Annotated in this window: 25 protein-coding genes; 22 read left to right on the top strand and 3 right to left on the bottom strand. The window is 71.4% G+C overall.

Annotation, left to right across the window (positions count from 1 at the left end; translation table 11 throughout):
• The first annotated feature begins 4 nt into the window (after nt 1–4).
• The 8 genes from mltG (at nt 5) to nusB (ending at nt 7,477) form a co-directional block, all read left to right on the top strand.
• A complete protein-coding gene (gene mltG / locus ACOKR1_RS11430) occupies nt 5–2,110 on the top strand; it encodes an endolytic transglycosylase MltG (protein WP_422933193.1) in 2,106 nt (701 codons plus the stop codon).
• On the top strand, nt 2,107–2,976 hold the full coding sequence (locus tag ACOKR1_RS11425) for a shikimate dehydrogenase family protein (protein ID WP_422933192.1): 870 nt from the start codon (nt 2,107–2,109) through the stop codon (nt 2,974–2,976). Before mltG ends, ACOKR1_RS11425 begins: the two co-directional genes overlap by 4 nt.
• A 26-nt stretch (nt 2,977–3,002) precedes the next feature.
• Nucleotides 3,003–4,202 (top strand): chorismate synthase, encoded by a 1,200-nt coding sequence (gene aroC, locus ACOKR1_RS11420; protein ID WP_422933191.1) that lies wholly within the window; start codon nt 3,003–3,005, stop codon nt 4,200–4,202.
• The gene (locus ACOKR1_RS11415) at nt 4,199–4,756 is read left to right on the top strand and encodes a shikimate kinase (RefSeq protein ID WP_422933190.1); all 558 of its coding nucleotides are present in this window, start codon (nt 4,199–4,201) and stop codon (nt 4,754–4,756) included. The genes aroC and ACOKR1_RS11415 overlap by 4 nt, the downstream gene beginning before the upstream one ends.
• Complete coding sequence (aroB, locus tag ACOKR1_RS11410) at nt 4,753–5,868, top strand: 3-dehydroquinate synthase (RefSeq protein ID WP_422933189.1); 1,116 nt, start codon at nt 4,753–4,755, stop codon at nt 5,866–5,868. Before ACOKR1_RS11415 ends, aroB begins: the two co-directional genes overlap by 4 nt.
• Nucleotides 5,865–6,374 carry a tetratricopeptide repeat protein gene (locus ACOKR1_RS11405; protein WP_422933188.1) on the top strand — a complete coding sequence of 170 codons (510 nt, stop codon included), beginning with the start codon at nt 5,865–5,867 and terminating at the stop codon, nt 6,372–6,374. Before aroB ends, ACOKR1_RS11405 begins: the two co-directional genes overlap by 4 nt.
• Before the next feature lie 129 nt (nt 6,375–6,503).
• Nucleotides 6,504–7,067, top strand: a complete 564-nt coding sequence (gene efp / locus ACOKR1_RS11400; protein ID WP_415855824.1) for an elongation factor P — start codon at nt 6,504–6,506, stop codon at nt 7,065–7,067.
• Nucleotides 7,067–7,477, top strand: coding sequence for a transcription antitermination factor NusB (gene nusB, locus ACOKR1_RS11395; RefSeq protein WP_415855823.1), 411 nt, complete (start codon nt 7,067–7,069; stop codon nt 7,475–7,477). Before efp ends, nusB begins: the two co-directional genes overlap by 1 nt.
• A gap of 41 nt (nt 7,478–7,518) precedes the next feature.
• On the opposite strand, the gene ACOKR1_RS11390 is transcribed toward nusB, so the two are convergent.
• Nucleotides 7,519–8,619: a PrsW family intramembrane metalloprotease gene (locus tag ACOKR1_RS11390; protein WP_422933187.1), complete on the bottom strand. Its 1,101-nt coding sequence runs from the start codon at nt 8,617–8,619 to the stop codon at nt 7,519–7,521.
• A gap of 191 nt (nt 8,620–8,810) precedes the next feature.
• Here ACOKR1_RS11390 and pyrR point away from each other — a divergent pair, with 191 nt between their 5' ends.
• The 14 genes from pyrR (at nt 8,811) to ACOKR1_RS11320 (ending at nt 23,895) form a co-directional block, all read left to right on the top strand.
• Nucleotides 8,811–9,455 (top strand): bifunctional pyr operon transcriptional regulator/uracil phosphoribosyltransferase PyrR, encoded by a 645-nt coding sequence (pyrR, locus tag ACOKR1_RS11385; RefSeq protein WP_422933186.1) that lies wholly within the window; start codon nt 8,811–8,813, stop codon nt 9,453–9,455.
• Complete coding sequence (locus ACOKR1_RS11380) at nt 9,452–10,423, top strand: aspartate carbamoyltransferase catalytic subunit (RefSeq protein ID WP_422933185.1); 972 nt, start codon at nt 9,452–9,454, stop codon at nt 10,421–10,423. The genes pyrR and ACOKR1_RS11380 overlap by 4 nt, the downstream gene beginning before the upstream one ends.
• Nucleotides 10,420–11,760, top strand: coding sequence for a dihydroorotase (locus tag ACOKR1_RS11375; protein WP_422933184.1), 1,341 nt, complete (start codon nt 10,420–10,422; stop codon nt 11,758–11,760). The genes ACOKR1_RS11380 and ACOKR1_RS11375 overlap by 4 nt, the downstream gene beginning before the upstream one ends.
• Nucleotides 11,760–12,293: a hypothetical protein gene (locus tag ACOKR1_RS11370; RefSeq protein ID WP_422933183.1), complete on the top strand. Its 534-nt coding sequence runs from the start codon at nt 11,760–11,762 to the stop codon at nt 12,291–12,293. Before ACOKR1_RS11375 ends, ACOKR1_RS11370 begins: the two co-directional genes overlap by 1 nt.
• A 12-nt stretch (nt 12,294–12,305) precedes the next feature.
• On the top strand, nt 12,306–13,523 hold the full coding sequence (carA, locus tag ACOKR1_RS11365; RefSeq protein WP_422936615.1) for a glutamine-hydrolyzing carbamoyl-phosphate synthase small subunit: 1,218 nt from the start codon (nt 12,306–12,308) through the stop codon (nt 13,521–13,523).
• On the top strand, nt 13,524–16,838 hold the full coding sequence (gene carB, locus ACOKR1_RS11360) for a carbamoyl-phosphate synthase large subunit (RefSeq protein WP_422933182.1): 3,315 nt from the start codon (nt 13,524–13,526) through the stop codon (nt 16,836–16,838). It abuts the gene before it with no gap.
• A complete protein-coding gene (pyrF, locus tag ACOKR1_RS11355; protein WP_422933181.1) occupies nt 16,831–17,706 on the top strand; it encodes an orotidine-5'-phosphate decarboxylase in 876 nt (291 codons plus the stop codon). The genes carB and pyrF overlap by 8 nt, the downstream gene beginning before the upstream one ends.
• Nucleotides 17,707–17,832: 126 nt before the next feature.
• Entirely contained in the window at nt 17,833–18,150 is a 318-nt protein-coding gene (mihF, locus tag ACOKR1_RS11350) for an integration host factor, actinobacterial type (protein ID WP_415857291.1), read from the top strand.
• Nucleotides 18,151–18,283: 133 nt separating this feature from the next.
• Nucleotides 18,284–18,850 carry a guanylate kinase gene (gmk, locus tag ACOKR1_RS11345; RefSeq protein ID WP_422936614.1) on the top strand — a complete coding sequence of 189 codons (567 nt, stop codon included), beginning with the start codon at nt 18,284–18,286 and terminating at the stop codon, nt 18,848–18,850.
• A gap of 40 nt (nt 18,851–18,890) precedes the next feature.
• Entirely contained in the window at nt 18,891–19,163 is a 273-nt protein-coding gene (rpoZ, locus tag ACOKR1_RS11340; protein ID WP_415857292.1) for a DNA-directed RNA polymerase subunit omega, read from the top strand.
• Between the two features lie 28 nt (nt 19,164–19,191).
• Nucleotides 19,192–20,433, top strand: a complete 1,242-nt coding sequence (coaBC, locus tag ACOKR1_RS11335) for a bifunctional phosphopantothenoylcysteine decarboxylase/phosphopantothenate--cysteine ligase CoaBC (protein ID WP_422933180.1) — start codon at nt 19,192–19,194, stop codon at nt 20,431–20,433.
• Nucleotides 20,434–20,513: 80 nt separating this feature from the next.
• A complete protein-coding gene (gene metK / locus ACOKR1_RS11330) occupies nt 20,514–21,746 on the top strand; it encodes a methionine adenosyltransferase (RefSeq protein WP_422933179.1) in 1,233 nt (410 codons plus the stop codon).
• On the top strand, nt 21,746–22,456 hold the full coding sequence (locus ACOKR1_RS11325; protein WP_422933178.1) for a hypothetical protein: 711 nt from the start codon (nt 21,746–21,748) through the stop codon (nt 22,454–22,456). The genes metK and ACOKR1_RS11325 overlap by 1 nt, the downstream gene beginning before the upstream one ends.
• Entirely contained in the window at nt 22,453–23,895 is a 1,443-nt protein-coding gene (locus tag ACOKR1_RS11320) for a primosomal protein N' (protein ID WP_422933177.1), read from the top strand. Before ACOKR1_RS11325 ends, ACOKR1_RS11320 begins: the two co-directional genes overlap by 4 nt.
• Before the next feature lie 32 nt (nt 23,896–23,927).
• Here ACOKR1_RS11320 and ACOKR1_RS11315 read toward each other — a convergent pair whose 3' ends face one another.
• Both ACOKR1_RS11315 and ACOKR1_RS11310 read right to left on the bottom strand, forming a co-directional pair.
• Nucleotides 23,928–25,010, bottom strand: coding sequence for a glycosyltransferase family 4 protein (locus tag ACOKR1_RS11315; protein ID WP_422933176.1), 1,083 nt, complete (start codon nt 25,008–25,010; stop codon nt 23,928–23,930).
• Complete coding sequence (locus tag ACOKR1_RS11310; RefSeq protein ID WP_422933175.1) at nt 25,007–25,924, bottom strand: alpha/beta fold hydrolase; 918 nt, start codon at nt 25,922–25,924, stop codon at nt 25,007–25,009. The genes ACOKR1_RS11315 and ACOKR1_RS11310 overlap by 4 nt, the downstream gene beginning before the upstream one ends.
• Nucleotides 25,925–25,937: the final 13 nt, after the last annotated feature.

Genomic DNA, 25,937 nt, shown 5'->3' with positions numbered 1-25,937 from the left:
CAGGATGGACCCTCAGGACACGGATTTCCGGTCCACGCACGAACGGCCCCTGACTCGTCGCGAGCTCAGGTCCAAGGAACGTGCGGAATCCGAGACCCAGCAGCGGGCGCTCGGCGCGACCAGCGGTACCCCGATCCCGTCGGGGCCGCCGACGGCGTCCGAGTACCGCCCACCGTCGACTATTCCGACGCCTGACGCCACGGCCGAAGGCGCCGACGTTCCGCTTCCTTTCGCGCGGCCGAGCGCGCCAGCGACGCCCGACGACGCCGCCGCACCCGCGCCGTCGTCCGTGCCTCCCGCAGCCCCGACACGGCCGGTGCCGGTGCCGCCCGCGGCGGCCCTCCCGGTGGTGCCCCCGCCCGCCGCGCCCGCGCCGCGTTCGCGACCCCGCAGTGGCCGGACGCTCGCCGACTGGCCGGCCCCCGTGCCGGCGTCCTCGAGCCACCTCTCCGTCAAGGGCGCGCCGGTCTACGAGGCCGAGCAGCGCGTTGGCGGCGGCCAGTACACCGGGACTGAGCCGGCCGACGCCCAGGCACCCGAGCAGCCGACGGCTGCCCCGGCACCAAGGAACCCGATCATGCCCACGGCTCCGGGCCCGAGGGTCACGGCCGGAAGCGCCGCCGCCTTCGGGAGCGCCGCCGCGTTCGGCCGCGCGGCAGCAGGCTCCGCGCCGGTATCGACAGTGGAGTCGCCCAGCCTCTCGGTGCTTCGGCGCGCCGAGGCCGTCCGGGCCGCCTCGCAGGGCGGAGACGCGCTCCCGCCCGAGGAGCACGGCGATTCGGGCTCGGCGTGGGACGCTATCCCCGACGGTTCAGCCGGCGGGCATCACGGAGAGACTGCGCTTGGCCATCATTCGCTGGGGCACGACGCCGGTCTCGGCGTCGCCGTCCCGGCCGAGCCCGCGCTGGGCGGGGGCGTCGGGCACGAGGGCACGGCCCACGGTGGCACCGGGCAGGGCGGCATCGAGCCGGGCGGCATCGAGCACGCCATGCCGAATGACTCAACGGTCCACGAGGCGGTCTTCGCGTCGGCTGAGGTCGTGAAGGCGAAGCCCAAGTGGTCCCGCCAGTTCAAGGCCCTGCTCGCGATGGGCATCGCGCTCGTCCTCATCGTCGGCGCGAGCTTCGTCGGCGCCGCGGTCCTGCGGCCGATCCTCGGTATGGACAAGGTCACGGACTACCCGGGCCCCGGATCCGGCCAGGTGGTCGTGACGGTCCAGCCCGGCTCCGGCCCCCGCGCCGTCGCGCAGGACATGCAGCAGCAAGGCGTCATTGCCGATGTCGACACGTTCCTCAAGGCGTTCGCGTCCACGAACTCGAGCCTCCACCCCGGCGACTTCACGTTCAAGAAGCAGATGAAGGCGTCCGACGCCGCGGCGATCCTCGCGCAGGACAGCGGCGGCAAGGTGATCTACTTCGCGCTCAGCGCTGGCATGCGGATGGGCGATTCGCTCGACGCCATCGCCAAGGCCGCCGGCGCCAGCCGCAAGGACCTCGACGCGCTCAACACCCAGCCCGGCCAGTTCGGCCTCCCCGCGAACGCGAAGAACCTCGAGGGCTACCTCGCTCCGGGCGAGTACAAGCTGCCGGTGGGGACGTCCCCGAAGGACATCCTCGCGAAGCTCGTCACCACGACCACGGACGAGCTCAAGAAGGACGGCATCACGGACCCCGCGAAGCAGTATGAGGTCCTCACGGTCGCGAGCATCGTGCAGGCCGAAGGCGGGCAGGCCGACTACGGCAACGTGGCGGGCGCTGTCTACAACCGCCTCAAGCCGAACGACCAGACCAACGGGCTCATCCAGTCCGACGCGACGGTCACGTACGGCCTCGGCACGAAGACGGTCCAGCTCACGGACGCCCAGAAGCAGGACGGAAGCAACCCGTACAACACGTACGCGCACACGGGGCTCCCGCCCGGACCGATCGGCTCGCCGGGCTCGAAGGCCGTGGCCGCCGCGGCCCACCCGACGCAGAACGACTACCTGTTCTGGGTCACGGTCAATCTCGACACGGGCGAGACGAAGTTCGCGAAGACGTACGCCGAGCACCAGGGCTACGTGGCCCAGTACCAGCAGTGGTGCACGTCCAACGCCGGGAAGTGTCAGTGACCGAAGGGCGACGGGCGGCCGTTCTCGGCCACCCGATCGGCCATTCACGCTCGCCCGCGTTGCACCGGGCCGCCTACGCGCTGCTCGGCGAGGACATCGAGTACGGCTCGTTCGATCTCGTCCCGGACCAGCTCGGCGACTTCGTCGGGCGGGTTCGGGACGAGCCCGGATGGTGCGGGCTGTCCGTGACGATGCCCCTCAAGTCCGCGCTCGTGCCCCACGTCGACCGCCTCGCGGGGCACGCGATCTCCCTCGGCGCGCTCAACACGGTCGTGTTCGACCGCAGCGACGGGCTCGCGCTCGTGGGGCACAATACGGACGTCGCCGGAATCGTCGAGGCGTTCCGCCACGCGGGCGTCGAGCGCGCGGTGAGCCCCGTCGTCGTCGGCGGCGGCAACACGGCGCTTGCCGCGGTCGCGGCCGTTTCCGAGCTGGGCGCCCGGTCGGTGCGCTTCCTCGTGCGCAGCCCCGAGCGGGCCGGCGAGTCGATCGGGCTCGCCGAACGGCTCGGCCTCGAGGTCGCGATCGAGGCGATCGGCGGCGGCGCGCGCTCGCTCGCGGGCGCGGACGTGGCGATCAGCACGCTCCCGCCGCGCGCGGCGGACGCGCTCGGCGCCGAGCTTTCGGGCCTTTCCGCGGACGACGGCGGCCCCCGAGTCCTGCTTGACGCCGCCTACGACCCGTGGCCGAGCGCCCTCGCGGCGGCGTGGACGGGTCGGGGCGGGAACGTTCTGCACGGCCTCGAGATGCTCGTCTACCAGGCGGTCGAACAGATCGTCCTGTTCACGGGCCGAGAGGATGCCCGCACGCGCGAAGTCATAGATGTGATGTGCGACTCAGTCGGGCTCCCGCGGCGCACGAGGTAGACCGCCTACGTGGCAGGATGGATGGCATGTTGCGTTGGTTGACCGCCGGGGAGTCGCATGGTCCGGCACTCGTGGGCATTGTCGAGGGGCTTCCCGCTGGCGTTGAGCTGAACAGCGAGGACGTGCGGCGCGCGCTCGCGCGTCGTCGCCTCGGCTACGGCCGCGGTGCTCGAATGAAGTTCGAACAGGACGAGGTGACGCTCGTGGGGGGCGTGCGCCACGGCCTCACACAGGGTGGCCCCGTCGCGATCCAGGTCGGCAACACCGAGTGGCCCAAGTGGGAGCAGGTCATGTCGGCCGACCCCATCGAGGCCGCCGAGCTCGATGGCCTCGCGCGCAACGCCCCGCTCACGCGGCCGCGCCCAGGCCACGCCGACTTCACGGGCATGCAGAAGTATGGCTTTGACGAGGCGCGCCCCGTCCTCGAGCGAGCGTCGGCGCGTGAGACGGCCGCGCGCGTGGCGCTCGGCACCGTCGCCTCGAACTTCCTGCGTCAGCTCGGCATCGAGCTCGTGAGCCACACGACCCAGATCGCCGGCGTCGCATCCCCCGAGGACGCCCCGCTTCCGCTGCCCTCTGACGTCGCCGCGCTCGACGCCGATCCGCTGCGCTGCTTCGACCCCGAGACCTCCACGGCGATGGTCGCGGAGGTCGACGCCGCCCACAAGGAGGGCGAGACTCTCGGCGGCGTCGTCGAGGTCCTCGCCTACGGCCTTCCCCCGGGACTCGGAAGCTACGTGCACTGGGACCGCCGGCTCGACGCGCGTCTCGCGGGCGCGCTCATGGGCATTCAGGCCATCAAGGGCGTTGAGGTCGGGGACGGCTTCCGCACGGCCGCGCGCCGCGGCTCGCAGGCCCACGATGAGATCGTCCGCGACGCGTCCGGCAAGATCGTGCGCACGTCCAACCGCGCTGGCGGGATCGAGGGCGGCATGAGCATCGGAGACGTCCTGCGGGTCCGCGCCGCCATGAAGCCCATTGCGACGGTTCCGCGGGCGCTCGGCACGATCGACATTGCGACCGGCGAGGCCGCGAAGGCCCACCACCAGCGCTCGGACGTGTGTGCCGTGCCCGCGGCGGGCGTCGTGGCTGAGGCGATGGTCGCGCTCGTGCTCGCGCAGGCCGTGCTCGAGAAGTTCGGCGGCGACTCCGTGGCGGAGACCAAGCGCAACCTTGTCGCGTTCCTCGAGAGCATTCCCGCGGCCATGGACTCGGTCGCGCGATGACCCCTTCTGCGCCGCGCCTCGGCCCGGGGCGCGCGGTGGTCCTCATGGGCCCCATGGCGTCCGGCAAGTCCTCTGTCGGCGCCGCGCTGGCACGGCTCCTGGGGGCGGAGTTCGTCGACACCGACGTGCGGGTGGTCTCCGAGCACGGCCCGATCCCCGACATCTTCGCCGCCCAGGGCGAGGAGGGGTTCCGGGCCCTCGAGGCTCAGGCCGTCGCGACCGCGCTGGCGGAGGATCATCCCGGCGGACTCGTGCTCGCGCTCGGGGGCGGCGCCGTGCTGCGCGACGACACGCGCGAACTGCTCTCAGGGAACGACGTCGTGTACCTTGAGGTGCGCTGGGAAGACGTCGCGCCCCGCCTCGTGGGCAGCGAGGACCGTCCGCTCCTCCACGGGGAGGCAGAGCGGAGCTGGAGGGAACTCATGGAGCGGCGTCGGCCCGTGTACGAATCGGTGGCCACGCTCCGCATCTCCGCGGGCGGCGGCACCGCGGAAGAGGTGGCCCGCGCCGTCGCGGGCCGGCTGACACTTCAGCGCAAAGGAGCTGACGCGTGAGCGTCGACAGTGAATCCAGGCCCGAGGGCGATGCAACGGTCATCAAGGTCACGGGGGCCCAGCCGAACGAGAACTACGACGTCGTGGTGGGCCGCGGGCTCCTGACTCGCCTCGGCCCGATTCTCGGGGAGCGCGTCAAGCGCGTCCTCGTGATCCATCCCCGCGCCCTCAGGGCCACGGGCGACGCCGTGCGCGACTCACTCGCCGCGGACGGGTTCACTGCCCTCACGGCCGAGATCCCGGACGCTGAGGAGGGCAAGCACATCCAGGTCGCCGCGTTCTGCTGGCAGGTCCTGGGGCAGAACGACTTCACGCGCTCCGACGCGATCGTGTCCGTGGGCGGGGGAGCGGTGACCGACGTCGCCGGCTTCGTCGCGGCCACGTGGCTCCGCGGCGTCCGAGTCGTGCACCTTCCCACGAGCCTCCTCGGCATGGTCGACGCCTCGGTGGGCGGCAAGACCGGCATCAACACCGCCGAGGGCAAGAACCTCGTCGGTGCCTTCCACCCTCCTGCGGCCGTGCTCGCGGATCTCGACGCTCTCTCGACGCTGCCGCGCAACGAGCTCGTCTCGGGCCTCGCCGAGGTGGTCAAGTGCGGGTTCATCGCCGACCCCGAGATCCTCGACCTCGTGGAGCGGGACACCGACGGCGCGACGGACGCGAGCTCGGACACGGTCCGCGAACTCATCGAGCGCGCCATCGCGGTCAAGGCGGACGTCGTCTCGACCGACCTCAAGGAGAGCGGCCGGCGCGAGATCCTGAACTACGGGCACACGCTCGGCCACGCGATCGAGCTCGCGGAGCGCTATCAATGGCGGCACGGCGCGGCGGTGAGCGTCGGCATGATGTTCGCCGCGGAGCTCGCGCGCAGCGTGGGCCGGCTCGACGACGCGGTCGCGGACCGGCATCGGCACGTCCTTGAGCTTCTGGGACTCCCGACTTCGTACCGCGGCGACCGCTGGCAGGCCCTCCTGGATGGCATGAGGCGCGACAAGAAGTCGCGCGGTGATCTCCTGCGCTTCGTGGTGCTCGACGGCGTCGCGAAGCCAGGGATCCTCGAGGTCCCGGACACGTCGCTCCTCTTTGCCGCGTACCAGGAGATCGCCTCATGATGATCGACCGCCGCGAGTGGCCGGACGCTGGGTTCCCGGGAATCGCCGTCGATCCTGAGACGCTCAACGCCGTCGTCGTCGACGAGGACCGCTGCCAAGCCGCACTCGAGACGAGCGGCTCCCTTGAGGACCGCGCGGTCGTCGAACTCGCGCGCGGGAACGTCAACGAGGCCGCCGAGCTCATCGTCGAGGCCCGGTATCGCGACCCCGAGTCGTTCCAGCTCAAGGTGCTCGAGCTCGACGTCCTCCGGCTCGGGAACCGCAACGACCGCGCGCTCGAGCGTGCGCGGCAGATCCTCGCGGAGGTCAAAGGCACTCCGCGCGAGGCGATGGTGCACCAGTACCTCGGCAAGATCCAGTTCTCGCGCGGCCAGTTCGCCGCGGCCGAGGACGCCTTCACGAAGGCGCTCGAGCTGCGCGTCGCGGCGTCGGCAGACGCGAGCCTCATCTACTCGAGCACTGTCGCCCTCGGGCGGGCCCGCGAGGAGCGCTTCGGCGGTTCCTGAGCCGCGCCGCCGCCCAAGCGGTGCGGGCAGCGCCGGCCGGGTTGTTCGCACAGGTAGAATGGTCCCCGGATTTCCGCGTGCGCCCTCCTCGAGGTGCCGTGACCGCGGCAGGTGATAAGAGAGGGATACGTGGCTACGACCAACGACATCAAGAACGGGACCGTCCTCAACCTCGACGGACAGCTGTGGAACGTCATCGAGTTCCAGCACGTCAAGCCGGGCAAGGGCGGCGCGTTCGTCCGTACGAAGCTGCGCAACGTGACGTCGGGCAAGGTGGTGGACCGCACGTTCAACGCCGGCACGAAGATTGACACGGCGACTGTTGACCGCCGCGACTACCAGTACCTCTACAAGGACGGCTCGGACTTCGTGTTCATGGACACGGAGGACTACGACCAGATCCACATCGCTTCCGAGGCTGTGGGTGACGCCGCGCACTTCATGCTCGAGAACCAGACGGTGCTCATCGCGTTGCACGAGGGCGCGCCGCTCTACATCGAACTTCCGCCGAGCGTTGTCCTCGAGATCACGTACACCGAGCCGGGCCTCCAGGGCGACCGATCCTCGGCCGGGACCAAGCCCGCGACGCTCGAGACCGGCTACGAGATCCAGGTCCCGCTCTTCGTCGAGACCGGCACCCGGGTCAAGGTCGATACGCGCGAGGGCAACTACCTGGGACGTGTCAACGACTAGTGAGTGCCCGCGGCAAGGCCCGGAGCCGGGCCCTCGACATCCTCTTCGAGGCTGAGCAGCGCTCGGTCGCGCCGTCCGAGGTCATCCAGCGGCGCGTCGAGCGGACGGACCAGCAGATCAACCCCTATACGGAGGAGATCGTGGCCGGCGTCGTCGCGAAGCAGGTCCAGATCGACGAGATCCTCACGACGTACGCGCGCGGCTGGACCCTCGAGCGCATGCCCGCCGTCGACCGCATCATCCTGCGGATCGGCACGTGGGAGCTCCTGTTCAACGACGAGGTCCCGGACGGCGTCGCGGTGAGCGAGGCCGTCGCGCTCGCCCGCATCATGTCGACCGACGACTCGCCCGGCTTCGTCAACGGCCTCCTCGGAACCCTCCAGACGCTCAAGCCCACGCTTCTGGCCTGAAGCGCGCGCGGCTGAGGCTCACGAAACGCAAGCGGGCCGGTTCAGGGCGCCACGACGGTGGCCCTAAGCCGGCCCGCTTCGCGGAGGAGCACCTGCTCCGCTTGGACGTAGCCCGCGAGGTCCCGCCCGCTCACGGCGCGCTGGCGCGTGTAGGCAAGTTCGGTCGCAACGCGGATGAACGCGCGCATCTCGCTGCGCCGCCCGCGCGACGCGGCCCAACGCAGGCCCGCGCTGCGACCGCGCGGGGTCGCGAGCATGTCGACCTCGAGCGGAGTGAACCATCCCGCTGCCGCGTATTCCGCGAGCCGCCGGTGGGTCAGCCGCGCGTCGGCCCTTCGCAGGAGGTACACGCCCGCGATCGCCGCGCCGAACAGCGGCACCTCGACGGCCGCGTACACGAGCAGGAACTGATCGCCGCCGCTGTTCCACAGGTGGTGCAGCAGGATGGCCGGGACGAGGCCCACGAAGAACGCCGCGATCCCGAGGCCGGCGTTCCAGCGCCGCGCGGCGAAGCCCATGACGGCGCCGAGCGAGCCCGTGAACATCGCGTGGGCGAACGGGGAGAAGATGCCTCGCAGCATGAACATGACCACGAGGGTCGCCGTGGAGCCCGGCCCGCCCGCGTAGGCCCGGCCGAAGTAGAGGATGTTCTCCGTGAATGCGAAGCCCGCCGCGATCGTCATGCCGTAGACCACACCGTCCACGGGGCCGTCGAAGTACTTGCGCGCGGCGAGGAACAGGACCAGGAGGCCGAGGCCCTTCGCGGTCTCCTCGACGAACGGCGCCTCGACCGTCGCGAGGAAGAGCCGCATGTCGTCGGGCCCGCCGTGGTGCGGACCGAAGACCTCCAGAAAGAACGGCTGGACGAGCGTCGTCGTCGCCACGGCGACGACCGCGCCCCACGCGAGGGCGAAGATGAGCAGGCGCGTGGGCTCGGGCTCCCAGCGGTCGACGACGGCGACCGCCCCGAGGACGACGGCGAGTGGAACGAGCGAGAGCACGAACCCGACGGCGAGTCCGCCGCTTCCGGTGTTCGTGACGAGGAACGGGATGACGAGCAGGAGGCCCGCGAGCACGAGAATGCCGCCTGCGAGCAAGAGTGCTGTGAGGCCGGGGGCGTGGGTTCGGCGCGTCGGGGGCACCGGAACGATCCCTGGGGCCTGCGCGGCTGGTTCGGGCCGGGGATCTACAGGAGGCGGCGCTTGGCTCGTCATGGCTCTTAGGCTAGCGGCCGGGCCGGGCGCACCCGGTCCGCCCCTGTGATAGTTTTGAAGGCGGTTCAGCCGTCACATCCTTTTAATTCCGTCCTGTGAGGCGGGGAAAGGGGTCTGCCTTGGCACCAGCTGCCGCAGACAAGGGAACGCCCGGGACCGCCGCTCCGGCGCACGCGCCGTTGGGCCGCGTCGTCCTGAGCGCAGCGGATATCGACCGCGCCCTGACCCGCATAGCGCACGAGATCCTCGAGGCCAACAAGGGTTCGCAGGACATCGTGCTCCTCGGCATTCCGCGCCGCGGATATCCGCTCGCGCTCCGCTTGGCCCGCAAGCTCGCAGCCGCCGATTCCGGCGTCGACCCGGACCAGATCGTGGGCCAGCTCGACATCACGATGTTCCGCGACGACCTAGCGCGCCAGCCGACTCGGCCGCCCGCCCGGACGCTCGTTCCGCGGCAGGGAATCGACGACAAGGTCGTGATCCTCGTCGATGACGTGCTGTATTCGGGCCGCACCATCCGCGCCGCGCTTGACGCCCTTGTGGACCTCGGGCGTCCGCGGATCGTCCGGCTCGCCGTCCTCGTGGACCGCGGCCACCGCGAGCTGCCCATCCGCGCCGACCACGTGGGCAAGAACCTGCCGACCTCCGCCGCGGAGAAGGTGCGCGTCCGCCTCGCAGAGGTCGACTCAGGTGAGGGCTTCACGGAGGATCACGTCGCGATCGAGGCGCCCGCTGGCGGCACGGATGGAGAGGCATTCGCGTGAAGCACCTGCTCTCGACTCAGGACCTCACGGCCGCAGACGCGATCCAGATCCTCGACACGGCAGAGGAGATGGCCGCCGTCAACGACCGCGAAGTCAAGAAGCTGCCCGCCCTGCGGGGCCGAACCGTGGTGAACCTCTTCTTCGAGGACTCGACGCGCACGCGGATCTCGTTCGAGGCGGCCGCGAAGCGGCTCTCCGCGGACGTCATCAACTTCGCCGCGAAGGGCTCCTCGGTCTCGAAGGGCGAGTCGCTCAAGGACACCGCGCAGACGCTCGAAGCGATCGGCGCGGACGCCGTCGTCATCCGCCACTCGGCATCCGGCGCGCCCCACCGCCTCGCGACCACGGACTGGATCGACGCCGCGGTCGTCAACGCGGGTGACGGCACGCACGAGCACCCCACTCAGGCCCTCCTCGACGCGTTCACACTGCGGCGCCACCTCGCGCAGGTGGCGGGGACGCCGTCGTCCGGGACGGACCTCGCGGGGGCGCGCGTCGTGATCGTGGGGGACATCCTGCACTCGCGCGTCGCGCGTTCGAATGTGTGGCTGCTCACGACGCTCGGCGCGAAGGTCACGCTCGTCGCGCCGCCCACGCTGCTCCCGTTCGGCGTCGAGCACTGGCCGTGCGAGGTGAGCTACGACCTGGACGAGGCCCTCGCGGACGCGCCGGACGCCGTCATGATGCTGCGTGTCCAGGCCGAGCGCATGAACGCCTCGTTCTTCCCCTCGACGGCCGAGTACTCGCGCCTCTGGGGGCTCGGCGACGAACGTTTCTCACGGTTCAGCCAGCCGGAGTTCAAGGACACCGTGATCCTGCACCCCGGCCCCATGGTGCGAGGGCTCGAGATCTCCTCGGCCGCGGCCGATTCGGATCGCTCCCAGGTGCTCCGCCAGGTCGCGAACGGCGTGTCCGTGCGCATGGCCGTCCTGTACTTGCTCATGTCTGCGAAGGAGTCTGCGCGATGACCGAAGAAGTGACCGCCCCCGCCTACCTCGTCCGGGGAGCAGCCCTCTACGGCGGCGAGCGTGCCGACCTCCTCATCGAGGGCGGCCGGATCGCGGCCCTTGGCTCCGCGCTTGACGCGGACGGAGCGATCCTCGTGGACGCGGACGGCCTCGTCGCGCTGCCCGGGCTCGTGGACGTGCACACGCATCTGCGCGAGCCTGGCCGCGAGGACGCGGAGACCGTCGAGACCGGCACGCGGGCCGCGGCGCTCGGCGGGTACACCGCCGTGCACGCGATGGCGAACAGCAACCCGGTCGCGGACACGGCGGGTGTCGTCGAGCAGGTCCACAGCCTGGGCCGCCGCGCGGGCTGGGTCGACGTCCGCCCGGTCGGCGCGGTCACGGTCGGTCTCGCGGGCGAGCGCCTTGCGGAGCTCGGGGCGATGCATGCCTCCGCTGCGCAGGTTCGGATGTTCTCCGACGACGGGATCTGCGTCCACGATCCGGTGCTCATGCGGCGGGCGCTCGAGTACGTCAAGGCGTTCGACGGCGTCGTGGCCCAGCACGCGCAGGAGCCCCGGCTCACGGCGGGTGCGCAGATGAACGAGGGCGCCGTGTCCGCGGTCCTCGGCCTTCCGGGGTGGCCGGCGGTCGCCGAGGAGAGCGTCATCGCGCGTGACGTCCTCCTCGCCGAGCACGTGGGCTCGCGCCTGCACGTGTGCCACGTGTCGACGGCCGGATCGGTGGAGATCATCCGCTGGGCCAAGTCCCGCGGCGTCAACGTCACGGCCGAGGTCACGCCGCACCACCTGTGGCTCACCGACGAACTCGTGCGCAGCTACGACCCGGTCTACAAGGTCAACCCGCCCCTGCGCACGCAGTCGGACGTCGAGGCCCTCCGCGGCGCCCTCGCCGACGGCACGATCGACGTGGTCGGTACCGACCACGCGCCGCACCCGAGCGAGCACAAGGAGTGCGAGTGGGCGCAGGCCGCGATGGGCATGACGGGCCTCGAGACCGCGCTCTCGGTCGTGCAGCACGCGATGGTCGAGACGGGGCTCCTCGACTGGCGCGGCGTGGCCCGCGCGATGTCGGAGATCCCCGCGCGGATCGGCCGCGTCGCCGACCAGGGCCGCCCGCTCGCCGCGGGCGAGCCGGCCAACCTCGTGCTCGTCGACCCGGCCGCGCGCTGGACGGTCGATCCCGCCGCGCAGGCCACGAAGGGCCGCAACTCGCCGTTCGCGGGGCGCGAGCTGCCCGGCCGGGTCGTCGCGACGTTCTTCCGGGGCCACCCGACGGTCCTCGACGGCGCGCTCAACGCGCCGCACCCGGACGCGGTGGCCGCGGGGGAGTGCTGATGGACCGCACCATCCCGGCGCTCGTCATGCTCGGGCTCGCGGTGGCCCTTGCCGTCCTCCTCTGGGTGGGCTGGCGCGGACGCCAGCGACGGCAGGCTGAGGTGCCCGCGCCGCAGCCCGTACCCGACGACCCGGGACCCGAGCGCTACCGCGCCGAAGGCCAGTACGTCACGACGACGACGGCGGGCGATTGGCTCGACCGGCTCGCGGTCCATGGCCTCGGCCTCAGGACGAAGGCGGATGCGGCCGTGTACGACGGCGGCGTCCTCTTCGAGCGGGCCGGCTCGGGACCGCTGTGGGTCCCCGCGGGCAGCATCGACGAGGTGCGCCTCGAGAGCGGGATGGCCGGCAAGTTCGTCGAGCGCGACGGACTCGTGGTGCTGGGCTGGCGGCTCGGCGACCACGCGGTGGACACGGGCTTCCGCACGCGCGTCCCCGGAGACAAGACTGCCCTCAAGGCAGCGATCGAAGACCTCATGAGTTCAGGGCGTCCCGGCGACACCGGCCTCCCGCAGGACCAGGAAGAAGAGTGAACAGTGACTGAAATGGGAACGTCGGCGACGAAGAGAAGCGCGCCCGCGGTGCTCGTGCTCGAGGACGGCCGGGTGTTCCGCGGCCGCAGCTACGGTGCCGTCGGCACGAGCCTCGGCGAGGCCGTGTTCGCGACCGGCATGACGGGGTACCAGGAGACCCTGACGGACCCGTCCTACGACCGCCAGATCGTCGTGCAGACCGCGCCGCACATCGGCAACACGGGCGTCAACACCGAGGACCCCGAGTCGCGCCGCATCTGGGTGGCCGGCTACGTGGTCCGCGATCCCGCGCGCCGCGCGTCGAACTGGCGCTCTGAGGGAAGCCTCGACGACGAGCTCGAGCGGCAGGGGATCGTCGGCATTCAGGGCGTCGACACGCGCGCCATCACGCGGCACCTGCGCGAGCACCGCACCATGCGCGCCGGGATCTTCTCCGGCTCCGCGGCCGAGCGCAGCGACAAGGAGCTCCTCGACGAGGTGCTCGCGAGCGCGACCATGGAGGGCTCGCGCCTCGCGGAAGAGGTGAGCGTGGACGCCGTCTACACGGTCGAGCCGGCCGAGCACGGCTGGGAGGGCGAGCCCCGGTTCACGATCGCGGCGATCGACCTCGGCATCAAGGCCATGACCCCGCACCGCTTCGCCGAGCGCGGCGTGCGCGTGCACGTCCTGCCGGCCACGTCGACGCTCGAGGACGTCAAGGCCGTGGGCCCCGACGGCTTCTTCATGTCGAACGGCCCGGGCGACCCCGCGACGGCGGACGCGCAGGTCGCGCTGCTGCGCTCTGTGCTCGACGAGAAGATCCCGTACTTCGGCATCTGCTTCGGCAACCAGATCCTGGGCCGCGCGCTCGGCTTCGGGACCTACAAGCTCCGCTACGGGCACCGCGGCATCAACCAGCCGGTCATGGACCGCCGGACCGGCAAGGTCGAGATCACGTCGCAGAACCACGGCTTTGCCGTCGACGCGCCGCTCGACGGACCCACGAACGCGCCGGAGTCGCAGTACGGGCGCGTCGAGGTGAGCCACGTGAGCCTCAACGACGAAGTCGTCGAAGGCCTCGCGTGCCTCGACATCCCGGCGTTCTCGGTCCAGTACCACCCAGAGGCCGCGGCTGGCCCGCACGACGCCGCGTACCTGTTCGACAGGTTCATCGACCTCATGGACGCCCAGAAGACCGCGGGCGATGCCGCCCAGACCACGAACGACGCACCGAGTGAGGGAGCGAACTAAATGCCGAAGCGTACAGATCTCACGAGCGTCCTCGTCATCGGCTCTGGCCCGATCGTCATCGGGCAGGCCGCCGAGTTCGACTATTCGGGCACGCAGGCCCTCCGCGTCCTCAAGGAGGAGGGCCTGCGCGTGATCCTCGTCAACTCGAACCCGGCCACGATCATGACCGACCCCGAGTTCGCAGACGCGACGTACGTCGAGCCGATCACGCCCGAGGTCGTCGAGAAGATCATCGCGAAGGAGCGCCCGGACGCGATTCTTCCGACCCTGGGCGGCCAGACTGCGCTCAACACCGCGATCGCGCTGGACAAGAACGGCGTGCTCGAGAAGTACGGCGTCGAGCTCATCGGCGCGAACATCGAGGCGATCGAGCTCGGCGAGGACCGCGAGAAGTTCAAGGGCGTGGTCGAGCGCTGCGGCGCCGAGTCGGCACGCAGCGAGATCGTCCACACGATCGACGAGGCCCTCGGCGCGGCCGAGCGGCTCGGCTACCCGGTGGTGGTGCGCCCGTCGTTCACGATGGGCGGCCTCGGCTCGGGCTTCGCCTACACGGAGGAGGACCTCCGCCGGATCGTGGGCCAAGGCCTGCTCTACAGCCCGACCACCGAGGTGCTCCTCGAGGAGAGCATCCTCGGCTGGAAGGAGTACGAGCTCGAGATGATGCGCGACAAGAACGACAACGTCGTGGTCGTGTGCTCGATCGAGAACTTCGACCCGGTCGGCGTCCACACGGGCGACTCGATCACCGTGGCCCCCGCGCTCACGCTCACGGACCGCGAGTACCAGAAGCTGCGCGACGTCTCGATCGCCGTGATCCGCGAGGTCGGCGTGGACACCGGCGGATGCAACATCCAGTTCGCCGTCGACCCGAAGACCGGGCGCGTGATCGTCATCGAGATGAACCCGCGCGTCTCCCGCTCCTCGGCGCTGGCCTCGAAGGCCACGGGCTTCGCGATCGCGAAGATCGCCACGAAGCTCTCGCTCGGCTACACGCTGGACGAGATCCCGAACGACATCACGCAGAAGACGCCCGCGAGCTTCGAGCCGACCCTCGACTACGTGGTGGTCAAGGTTCCGCGCTTCGCGTTCGAGAAGTTCCCGGCCGCGGATCCGACGCTCACCACGACCATGAAGAGCGTGGGGGAGGCCATGGCCCTCGGCCGCAACTTCACCGAAGCGCTCCAGAAGGCCCTCCGCTCGCTTGAGCAGCGCGGCGCCCAGCTCGACTTCACGCCCGTGCCCGAGTGGGACGTTCCGGAACTCGTCGAGCAGTCCAAGCGTCCCACGACCGACCGCCTGAGCCAGGTCCAGCGCGCGCTGCTCGGCGGCGCGGGCGTTGACGAGCTCCACGCGGCGACGGGCATCGACCCGTGGTTCCTCGACCAGCTCCAGCTCCTCAACGAGGTTGCGCGGGAGATCCGTTCGGCGAGCGTGCTCACGGAGGACCTGCTGCGCCTCGCGAAGCGCCACGGCTTCTCGGACGAGCAGATCGGCGCCCTCACGCACCACTCCGAGGACGTGGTGCGCGGCGTGCGCCAGGCCCTCGGCGTGCGTCCCGTGTACAAGACCGTGGACACGTGCGCGGCCGAGTTCGCGGCGTACACGCCTTACCACTACTCCTCCTATGACGAGGAGGACGAGGTGGGCCTCCACTCGAAGCCGTCGATCGTGATCCTCGGCTCGGGCCCGAACCGGATCGGCCAGGGTATCGAGTTCGACTACTCGTGTGTCCACGCGTCGATGGCCCTGCGCAAGGCGGGCTACGAGACGGTCATGGTCAACTGCAACCCCGAGACGGTCTCGACCGACTACGACGTCTCGACGCGCCTCTACTTCGAGCCGCTCACGCTCGAGGATGTGCTCGAGGTCATCGCGGCGGAGGAGCGCACGGGCGGCGTCATGGGCGTCTTCGTCCAGCTCGGCGGACAGACCCCGCTCAAGCTCGCCCAGCAGCTCGCCGACGCCGGCGTGCCGATCCTCGGGACGTCCCCGGAGGCGATCGACCTCGCGGAGCACCGCGGCGCGTTCGCGAAGGTGCTCGACGACGCGGGCCTCATCTCGCCGAAGAACGGCACGGCCGTCTCCTTCGACGAGGCCAAGCGCATCGCGGACGAGATCGGCTACCCCGTCCTGGTCCGCCCGTCCTATGTGCTGGGCGGCCGCGGCATGGAGATCGTCTACGACGAGGCGAATCTGCGCCGCTACATCGAGAACGCGACCGAGATCACCCCGGACCACCCCGTGCTGATCGACCGATTCCTCGAGGACGCGGTGGAGATCGACGTGGACGCGCTCTACGACGGGCGCGAGCTCTACCTCGGCGGCGTCATGGAGCACATCGAGGAGGCCGGGATCCACTCGGGCGACTCGGCGTGCGTCCTCCCGCCCGTCACGCTCGGCACGAACGTGCTCGAGCGCGTCCGGAGGGCGACGACGGCGATCGCCGAGGGCGTCGGCGTGCGGGGCCTCATCAACATCCAGTTCGCCCTCGCTGCGGACGTCCTCTACGTCCTCGAGGCGAACCCTCGCGCGTCCCGCACGGTCCCGTTCGTCTCGAAGGCCACGGGCGTGCAGCTCGCGAAGGCCGCCGCGCTCATCGGCACGGGCGCGACGATCCACCAGCTGCGCACGGCCTACCACATGCTGCCCGAGACGGGCGACGGCGCCGAGATCAGCCCGAACGCGGCGGTCGCCGTCAAGGAGGCCGTCCTGCCGTTCAGCCGCTTCCGGACCCCCGAGGGCACGGTCGTGGACAGCCTGCTCGGCCCCGAGATGCGCTCGACGGGCGAGGTCATGGGCATCGACAAGCACTTCGACACGGCGTTCGCGAAGAGCCAGGCGGCTGCGAACAACGCGCTCCCGACCTCGGGCCGCGCCTTCGTCTCGGTCGCGAACCGGGACAAGCGCTCGGTGATCCTCGGCGTCAAGAAGCTCGCGGACCTCGGCTTCGAGATTGTCTCGACGGGCGGCACCGCGGCGGTGCTCCGCCGCAACGGGATCCAGGCGACGGTCGTCCGCAAGGTCGGCGAGGGCGCGGGTGCCGACGGCCAGGGCACGATCGTGGACCTCATCAACGATGGCCAGATCGACATGGTGTTCAACACGCCCTCGGGCGGCGATGCGCGCGGCGACGGCTACGAGATCAGGGCCGCCGCGACGTCGAACGGCAAGCCGTGCATCACGACGGTCGCGGAGTTCAACTTCGCGGTGCTCGCGATCGAAGCCATGCGCCAGTTCGAGTGGGGCGTCACGAGCCTCCAGGAGCACGCGGCCCGGCTGCGCGAGGGCGCGGCCGCGGAGCCGGCCGGTGTCTGAGGCGGCGGCTGAAGCCCAGGGCGAGAGCCCGGCGCGCCGCGCGTCGTTTGGCGCGCGGCTCGCCGCGGCCATGGGGGAGTGCGGCCCGCTGTGCGTGGGCATCGATCCGCACCCGGCGCTCTTGAGCGCGTGGGGCCTGGCGGACGACGTCGACGGGCTGCGCCGCTTCTCCCTCGCGGTCGTCGAGGCGGTCGCCGACCTCGCTGCCGCGGTGAAGCCGCAGGTCGCGCTCTACGAGCGCCACGGCGCGCGCGGGCTCGCGGTCCTCGAGGAGGTCCTCGCGGCCTCGGCGGCGGCCGGCGTCCTGAGCATCGCGGACGCGAAGCGCGGCGATATCGGCTCGACCATGGCCGCCTATGCTGACGCCTGGCTCGGCGACGGCTCGCCGCTCGCGGCCGACGCCGTGACGCTCAGCCCGTACCTCGGCTTCGAGTCCCTGCGGCCCGCGCTCGAGACCGCGGCCGCGACGGGGCGCGGGGCGTTCGTGCTCGCGCTCACGTCGAACCCTGAGGGCGCGTCCGTGCAGCACACGGGCGGCGACCGCTCGGTGGCCAAGGCCGTGTGCGAATCCGCCGCTGCCGAGAACGCGCGCTATGCGGGCGAGCCGCTTGGAAGCATCGGCCTCGTGGTTGGCGCAACGGTGGGCGACGCCGTCGTCCGCCTGGGCCTTGACCTCGCCGCGATGGGCGGGCCCATCCTCGCGCCCGGGCTCGGTGCCCAAGGCGCTACCGGGGCCGCTCTCCGCGAGACATTCGGTGCGGCGTACGGCCGCGTGCTCGGGACCTCGAGCCGCGATATCCTCGCGGGCGGCCCGAGCCGCGCGGGCCTGCGCGAGCGGACGGAGCGCACGCTCGCCGAGCTCGCCTAGGCGTAGGCGTGCCCGGTGCGCCCGCCGCGCCCGGGCACGCTGCGCATTGCCACGCGGCGGCGCGGAGGACTAGGTTCGTTGTCATCCGCGTGGGGGTGCGCGCGTTAGTCGAGCTGGGAGGCGACTGTGGGACTCAACCCCTTGACCTCGGAGGAGCGCAGCAGGGCGGTGTCCAAGGCCACGGCCGCCCGCGCACGGCGCGCCGAGGCCAAGTCCGCGCTCAAGGCCGGCACGCTCGGCCTCGACGAGCTGTTCGAGCGGGCCACCGCAGACGAAGCGCTTGCGCGGCTCAAGGTCACGGAGATGCTCGAGTCGTTCCACGGGATCGGGCCCGTGCGCTCGCTCGCCATCCTGGGCCAACTCGGCATCGCCCCGAGCCGCCGCCTGCGGGGCCTGGGCATCCACCAGCGCCGCGCGCTGATAGATTTTCTCGAGGCGCAGTAACGTTTGGCGCCCGAGTGTCGCCACATGGCGCACGCCAGCGGAAGAGGCAAGGAGCACGGGTACACGCGTGGACAGCACAACGAGCGCAGCCGGCGGGGAGCGCCATGCGCGCGGCGCGGCCAAGCACACGGGCCTGACGGTCCTCGCGGGACCCACCGCGGTGGGGAAGGGAACGGTCTCGACGTACATCCGGGACAACTACCCCGAGGTGTGGCTCTCGGTCTCCGCGACGACCCGCCCGGCCCGTCCCGGTGAGCGTGAGGGCGTCCACTACTTCTTCAAGTCGCACGAGGAGTTCGAGCGGCTTGTCGCCGACGGCGAGTTCCTCGAGTGGGCCGTGGTGCACGGTGCCAACCGCTATGGCACCCTCAGGGCGTCGGTCGACGACGCGATCGCCCAGGGCAAGGCCGTCCTCCTCGAGATCGACCTGCAGGGCGCGCGCCAGGTCAAGGAGGCCATGCCCGAGGCTCGTTTCGTGTTCCTGGCCCCGCCGAGCTGGGACGAGATGGTCCGCCGGCTCGTGGGACGCGGCACGGAGAGCCCCGAAGAACAGCAGCGCCGCCTCGAAACGGCTAAAATAGAACTCGCTGCCGAGCCGGAGTTCGATTTCACGGTCGTCAATGACGATGTCCGGCGCGCGGCAGACGAGCTTGTTTCACTCATGGGACTGACACCACACGCGCACCAATCGGCGCGTTAGTGTGTCCGTTCCGCCCCGCACCAGTGCATTGGAGAAATTCGTGACTTCGAACCCCGAAGGAATCATCAACCCGCCGATCGACGATCTGCTCACGAAGTCGGACTCGAAGTACGGGCTCGTGATCTTCGGAGCCAAGCGCGCCCGCCAGATCAACGCGTACTACGCCCAGCTGCACGAGGGCCTCTTCGAGTACGTCGGCCCGCTCGTGGACACGAAGCTCAACGAGAAGCCGCTCTCGATCGCGCTGCGGGAGATCAACGACGGGCTGCTCGTCGCGAAGCGCTCCGACGACGAGTCGGCCGCGCAGGACTAAGGCTCACTGACTGACTTCGGGAGGGTCGTTGCGCGTCGTCTTGGGCGTCGGGGGCGGGATTGCAGCCTATAAGGCCGCCTCGCTCCTCCGTCTGTTCACGGAGGCCGGGCACGACGTAACGGCCGTGCCGACCGACGCCGCGCTCTCCTTCGTCGGCAAGGCGACGTGGGAGGCCCTCTCGGGCAAGCCCGTCCGCACGAGCGTGTTCGAGGCCGTCGAATCCGTCAACCACGTGCGGCTCGGGCACGAGGCCGAGCTCATCGTCGTCGCGCCCGCGACCGCGGACCTCCTGGCCCGCGCGGCAGGTGGCCACGCGGACGATCTGCTCACGAACGCGCTTCTCACGGCGCGCTGCCCCGTGCTCATGGCCCCGGCCATGCACACCGAGATGTGGCGCCACCCCGCGACTCAGGCCAACGTCGCGACGCTCCGCGCGCGCGGCGTCGAGGTCATGGAGCCGGCCGTTGGCCGGCTCACCGGCCGCGACAGCGGGCCGGGGCGGCTGCCGGAGCCCGAGGAGATCTTCGCGGCCGCGCTTGCGGTGGCCGCGCGGGGCGCAGCGGACGACCGCGCCCCCGCGCCAGAGGACGGTCCCCTCGCCGGACGCCGCGTGCTGCTATCGGCCGGCGGGACGCGCGAGCCGATCGACCCCGTCCGCTTCCTCGGCAACCGCTCGTCCGGCAAGCAGGGCGTCGCTCTCGCGCGCGCGGCGCTGCAGGCCGGGGCATCGGTGACACTCGTCGCGGCCCACCTCGAGGTCGATCCGCCGGCTGGGGCCGACGTGGTGCGAGTCGAGACCGCGGTCGAGCTGCGGGACGCGATGGTCGAGCGGGCGCAGGCCGCCGACGCGCTCATCATGTCCGCGGCCGTCGCCGACTTCCGTCCCGCGCACCGTCACGAGGCCAAGATCAAGAAGCGGGACGACGTCCCGGACGCCCCGATCGAGCTCGTCCGCAATCCCGACATCCTTGCGGAGCTCGTCCGGCTCCGCAACGCGGCGGGCAGCCGCCAGGTGATCGTCGGCTTTGCCGCCGAGACGGGCGACGACGGCGCCGACGTCCTCGAGTACGGGCGCGCCAAGCTCGAGCGCAAGGGGTGCGAACTCCTCGTGGTCAACGAGGTCGGCACCGACCGTGTCTTCGGGCTCGACGAGAACAGCGTGACGATCCTCGCGAAGGACGGCAGCGAGCCCCAGCATGTGGCGGGAAGCAAGGACGAGGTCGCGGACGCCGTCGTGCTCCGCCTCGCCCGCGAACTCGACGCTCGCTGACGCGCGGGCCGTCATCACGCCGCTTCGCGCGGCGAAATACGCGCCCCGGCTTGTTCCGGGGCAGGAAGTAGAGTAGAGCAGTGACCCACGCTCCCCTTGACGCCGCACGCCCGGCAGACACTACAGCCCTGAGGCTTTTCACCTCTGAGTCCGTCACGGAGGGGCACCCGGACAAGATCTGCGACCAGATCAGCGACGCGATCCTCGACGCGCTCCTCGCGGCCGATCCGGAGTCCAAGGTGGCGGTCGAGACGATGGCGACCACGGGTCTCGTACACGTCGCGGGCGAGGTCACGACTGACGCGTACGTCGAGATTCCCCAGATCGTGCGCAACACGATCCTCGGCATCGGCTACGACTCTTCGGCGAACGGCTTCGACGGCGCGCGCTGCGGCGTGTCCGTCTCGATCGGGCAGCAGTCCTCGGACATCTTCGACGGCGTGTTCAACTCGCTCGAGTCCCGCGAGGGAACGCTCGAGGACGAATACGACCGTCAGGGCGCGGGGGACCAGGGCATCATGTTCGGCTACGCGAGTGACGAAACGCCTACGTACATGCCGACGCCCATCTGGCTCGCCCACCGGCTCTCGGAGCGGCTCACCGAGGTGCGCAAGAGCGGCGAACTGCCGTACCTGCGCCCCGACGGGAAGACCCAGGTGACCGTGGGCTACGACGGGGACCGTCCGGTGACCGTCGAGACGGTCGTGATTTCGAGCCAGCACGCCGAGGGCACGCAGCTCTCGCAACTGCGGGCCGACCTCGCCGACCACATCATTGCGCCCGTTCTCGCCGCGAGCCAGCTCGAGAGCGGCCACGTGCGGAGCATCCTCAACCCGGCGGGGCCGTTCATCATCGGCGGGCCCGTCGGCGACGCGGGCCTCACGGGCCGCAAGATCATCGTCGATACGTACGGCGGCTTCTCGCGCCACGGCGGCGGCGCGTTCTCGGGCAAGGACCCGTCGAAGGTCGACCGTTCCGGCGCGTACGCGATGCGCTGGGTCGCGAAGAACGTCGTCGCGGCCGGCCTCGCGCGCCGCGCCGAGATCCAGATCGCGTACGCGATCGGCCAGGCGCGGCCCGTCGGCATCTACGTCGAGACTTTCGGTACCGAGAGCGTCGACCCGCTGCGTATCAGCGCCGCCATCAACGAGGTCTTCGACCTCCGCCCCCGCGCCATCATCGACGCCCTCGACCTCAAGCGGCCCATCTACGCGAAGACGGCCGCCCACGGCCACTTCGGCCGCGAGGAGCCGGACTTCACGTGGGAACGGCTCGACCGGGTGCAGGCGCTCAAGGACTTCTTCGGCGCCTGATGAGCCAGAACGTGCCGGTCCCGGGTGGGGAGGCCGGGCCGGAGGCGGCGCAGCCGTCGCTGCTTGTGGGCCTCCCTGAGCCGGCGCGTCCCTCGGCACGGGTCGAGGCCGCCCGCGAGCGTCCCGTGGCACGCGTGTGCGTCGAGTCGCCGTTGCCGCAGCTCGACCGCCTCTTCGACTACCTCGTCCCCGAGCAGCTCTCCGAGGCGGCCCAGCCCGGCGTCCGCGTGAGGGTGCGCGTCGCGGGCCAGGAACATGCGGGGTTCCTCCTCGAGCGCGCCGAGTCTTCGGACTCTGGGGTAGCGCTCCAGCCCCTCCTCAAGGTGATCTCGCCCGCCGTCGTCCTCACGCCGACCATCGCGCGGCTCGCGGCCGCGGTCGCGGAGCGCTGGGCGGGCGCGCTCGGCGACGTGCTGCGCTTCGCCGTGCCGCCGCGCGCGGCGCGCGTCGAGTCCGAGTATCTCGGTGAGCTCGCGGGGAAGCAGCTTCCAGCGCGGTGCCGGACCTCCGCACCGTGCCGGCGGCGCCAACGGCCGACGGCGGCGATCACCCGGGCGCGTCGGCGTGGGCGGAGCTTCGGCGCGGCCCGGCTTTCCTGCGCCACCTCGGGGCCGGCGGGAGCCCCCGCGCGTCGCTCGAGGCGGTTGAGGGCTACGGACCCCGTGGCTGGCCGGCCCTCATCGCCGAGGCCGTGCGCACCGCGCGGATGAGCGGGAGGGGAGCGCTCGTCGTCGTGCCGGACGGCCGGGACCTCGAGCGCGCCCGCGCCGCACTCGAGGCGGCGCTCCCGGGAGAGCCGGTCGTCAGGCTCGCGGCCGAGGACGGGCCCTCGCAGCGCTACCGCGGCTTCCTCGATCTGCTCGCGGGCCGCGCGCGCGTTGCGGTCGGCACCCGTGGCGCCGCCCTCGCGCCGGTTCGAGACCTCGGCCTCGTGGTGTGCTGGGATGACGGCGACGATCTCCATGCGGAGCCCCGCGCCCCCTATTTCCACACGCGGGAGGTCTGTCTCCTTCGCTCGGAGCTCGAGGGCTGCGCCCTCGTGCTCGCGGGGCACACCGTGTCCACCGAGGCCCAGCGGCTCGTCGAGAGCGGGTGGCTCCAGAGCGTGTCCGCGGCCCGTTCGGTGCTGCGGCGCCGGCTCCCGCGCGTCGTGAGCACGGCGGACAGCTTCGAGACGGCCCGTGATCCGTATGCGCGCATTGCGCGCCTCCCACACGCAGCGTGGCAGCTCGCTCGCGAGGCCCTCGTTGAGGGGCCGGTGCTCGTCCAGGTCGCGCGGGCCGGGTACGCGCCGTCACTCGCGTGCGAACGCTGCCGGGAGCCCGCCCGGTGCTCCGAATGCTCGGGCCCGCTTGCCGAAAGCGCGGGCGCCGGCTCCGCCCGACGCGTCGCGTGCCGCTGGTGTGGGACGCCCGCCGGGGCCTGGACGTGCCCGCACTGCGGCGGCCGTGCCCTGAGGCGCTCGTCGGTCGGCGCGCTGCGCACCGCCGAGGAGCTCGGGCGAGCGTTCCCGGGCGCCGTCGTCGTCACGTCGTCGGGGGAGAACGTCAAGGCAGACGTTCCAGGCACCTCCGCGCTCGTCGTCGCGACGGTCGGCGCGGAGCCTGTCGCGCCGGGCGGCTACGCGGCCGCGCTCCTGCTCGACGGCGATTCGCTCCTGGGCCGCGAGACCCTCCGGGCCGGCGAGGAGGCGCTCCGCCGGTGGCTCAACGCGGTGGCGCTCGTGCGGCCCGCCGAGGCTGGGGGGCGCGTCGTCATCACGGCCGGCGACCACGAGGCCGTCTCAGCGCTCGTGCGCTGGGACCCAGCGGGGTTCGCGGCCAGGGAGCTTGGCCTCCGCCGCACCCTCTCGCTGCCGCCGGCCGTCCGCGTGGCCGCCGTGACGGGCACGCGGGCGGCCGTTGACGGCTTTGCCGCGGCCGCGGTGAGCGTGCTCGACCTGCCAGGCGTCCGCTCGGCGGGGCCGGTCCAGCTGCCCGCTCCGGCCGGAACGGCGGCGGCAGACGCCTCGTGGCGCCTCTTGGTCTTCTTCCCTGTCGCGGACGGACCCGAGGTGTCGCGGGGTCTGCGGGCGGCGCGGATCGCCCACGCGACGCGGCGTGGCTCGGAGCCCGTGCAGCTCAGGCTCGACGGTTCAGACGTGCTCTAGTCACCGCGGGCCTGCCTGCGCCGCCCGGCGCTCTACCGTCGCGAGCGAAAGAGCCCGATCGCCTCGTTTGCGGCGTCGAGGAGTGCCTCCGCGGAGCGGTCCCAGCTGAACGTCTCCGCCTGCCTGACGGCGGCGCGGGACGCGTCGGCCCACACCCCGGGCGGCTCGAGGCCGCGCACGGCCGCCGCGAAGTCGTCGGCCGAGTCGGGGTCGACGAATCGCGCGCCGTCGCCGCCCACCTCGCGGAAGATCGGAATATCGCTCGCAATGACGGGGGTCCCGAGCGACATCGCCTCGACAAGCGGGAGCCCGTAGCCCTCCGAGCGCGAGAGGCTCACGAGCGCGCTCGCCTCGCGCAGGATCGCCTCGTATTCCTCCTCGCTCACGCCGCCGTGGAACTCGACGGACGCCCCCGCAGGGACGAGCGCCTCGAGCTCCGCCCGGCGCGCGGGAGAGACGCGGCTCAGGAGGTGAAGGGTGTAGTCGGGCAGGGCGGCCATCCCAGCGATGACCGTCTCCACGTTCTTGTAGGGCATGAACGAGCCCATGTAGACGAGGCTGCGCTTGGGTGCCTCGTTCGGGTCGCGCGGCACGCGGCCGCCCTGCGGCGCGTTCCCGATGATCCGCACGGGCCGCTTCGTGAGCCGCTTCTCGGACATGAGCCACTTCGTCGTGTGGCTCACCGTCGCGACGACGTCAGCGCGGTTGAGGAGCGCGCGTTGAGGCCAGTACGCCTTGTGGTAGAGCCGCCACAGGAGCCGCACCGGCGCGGGCAGGAAGCCCGGGGGCTCGGGGTGCTCGTAGTAGATGAGGTCGTGGAGCGTGAGGATGAGCGGGTAGCGGCGGCCCCACGAGCCCATGGTCTGCATGGGGCAGAAAACGACGTCGGGCGCGAGCCCGTTGACGCGGGCGGCGACGAAGAGCTCGGCTGGCGAGAGCGGGCTCGAGACCTTGATGTGCGGGACGTCGGGGAGGAGCGCGAGCTGGCGCTCGTCGCTGATGAGCATCGCGGTCTCGGTGCGGGCCGCGACGGCCTCGATGAGGCTTGCGCCGTAGCGGCTGATGCCGTCATGGTGGTCCGTGCGGGTGAACCGCGCGTCGATGAGGAGCCTCACTCGGCCGCCTCGGCGAGGAAGTCGCGGATCGCCTGGGCTGCGGGCTCGGGCGTCTCGTAGTGGATGAGATGGCCGACGCCGGGGATCACCGTGAGCCGCGAGTCCGCGAGCCGCTCGTGGAACCGGCGCACCGCCGCGAGCGGGGCGACCTCGTCGCGATCGCCGGCGATGAGGAGGACGGGGAGCGCGAGTCGGTCCGCGACTTCGGCCGCGGTGTGCGAGACGGAGGCCTCGAACGATTCGACGAGCATGTCCCGGTTCGCGAAGCTTGAGAAGTGCTTGGCGTGCTGGCCGTGCACGAAGCGGCGGAGCGCGGCGTCCCGCGTCTTCGCCATGGCCTCGCTCATGATCCGCACCACGAGTGCATGGCGCAGGAGCCCGGCCCCCGCGCGCTCGGGCAGCGACGCTCCAGCGCGGTAGTACCCCACGGCGAGGCGGCTCAGCACGCCCTTCGTGCCCTCAAGGGCCGGGGCCGAGATCGGGTTGACGAGGATGAGCCGCGCAAACCGCTCCGGATGCGCCGCCACGAAATGCGCCGCGATGATTGAGCCGAACGAATGCCCCAGGAGCACGGTGTCCGGACCGAGCCCCAGCTCGTCCGCGAGGGCGGCGAGCCACGCGGCGTAACCGGCGATGTCATGGGCGCCCGAGGCGAGCGGCTCGGACGCACCGAAGCCGGGCAGGTCGGGCATGACGATGCGCACGCCGGGGAGCCGGTCCACGATGCGCAGGAGACCGTGATGGGTCCCGCGGAACCCGTGCACGGCCAGGACCGTCGGCGCGGAGGCGCCGGCCCCGGATTCGGGCTCGTAGGTGAACACGGCCGTCGCGGCGCCGAGGACCGTGACCGTCGAGCGACGTTCACGAGCATCGAGGCCGGGGGAAAGGAATCCGTCCTGTGCCGTGGCCACCATCAGTTCACCTCGT

The sequence above is a fragment of the Sinomonas sp. P47F7 genome (assembly GCF_049332655.1).
GTDB lineage: Bacteria > Actinomycetota > Actinomycetes > Actinomycetales > Micrococcaceae > Sinomonas.
The sequence above is the reverse complement of the archived record's forward strand: the minus strand, read 5'-3'. Positions and strand labels throughout refer to the sequence as shown.

Excerpts from the sequence above, each read along its gene's own strand:
- mltG (WP_422933193.1), top strand. The coding sequence starts at position 5 with ATGGACCCTCAGGACACGGATTTCCGGTCCACGCACGAACGGCCCCTG.
- aroC (WP_422933191.1), top strand. The coding sequence starts at position 3,003 with ATGTTGCGTTGGTTGACCGCCGGGGAGTCGCATGGTCCGGCACTCGTG.
- ACOKR1_RS11415 (WP_422933190.1), top strand. The coding sequence starts at position 4,199 with ATGACCCCTTCTGCGCCGCGCCTCGGCCCGGGGCGCGCGGTGGTCCTC.
- ACOKR1_RS11405 (WP_422933188.1), top strand. The coding sequence starts at position 5,865 with ATGATGATCGACCGCCGCGAGTGGCCGGACGCTGGGTTCCCGGGAATC.
- ACOKR1_RS11375 (WP_422933184.1), top strand. The coding sequence starts at position 10,420 with ATGACCGAAGAAGTGACCGCCCCCGCCTACCTCGTCCGGGGAGCAGCC.
- ACOKR1_RS11370 (WP_422933183.1), top strand. The coding sequence starts at position 11,760 with ATGGACCGCACCATCCCGGCGCTCGTCATGCTCGGGCTCGCGGTGGCC.
- carA (WP_422936615.1), top strand. The coding sequence starts at position 12,306 with ATGGGAACGTCGGCGACGAAGAGAAGCGCGCCCGCGGTGCTCGTGCTC.
- carB (WP_422933182.1), top strand. The coding sequence starts at position 13,524 with ATGCCGAAGCGTACAGATCTCACGAGCGTCCTCGTCATCGGCTCTGGC.
- ACOKR1_RS11325 (WP_422933178.1), top strand. The coding sequence starts at position 21,746 with ATGAGCCAGAACGTGCCGGTCCCGGGTGGGGAGGCCGGGCCGGAGGCG.
- ACOKR1_RS11320 (WP_422933177.1), top strand. The coding sequence starts at position 22,453 with ATGAGCGGGAGGGGAGCGCTCGTCGTCGTGCCGGACGGCCGGGACCTC.
- ACOKR1_RS11310 (WP_422933175.1), bottom strand. The coding sequence starts at position 25,924 with ATGGTGGCCACGGCACAGGACGGATTCCTTTCCCCCGGCCTCGATGCT.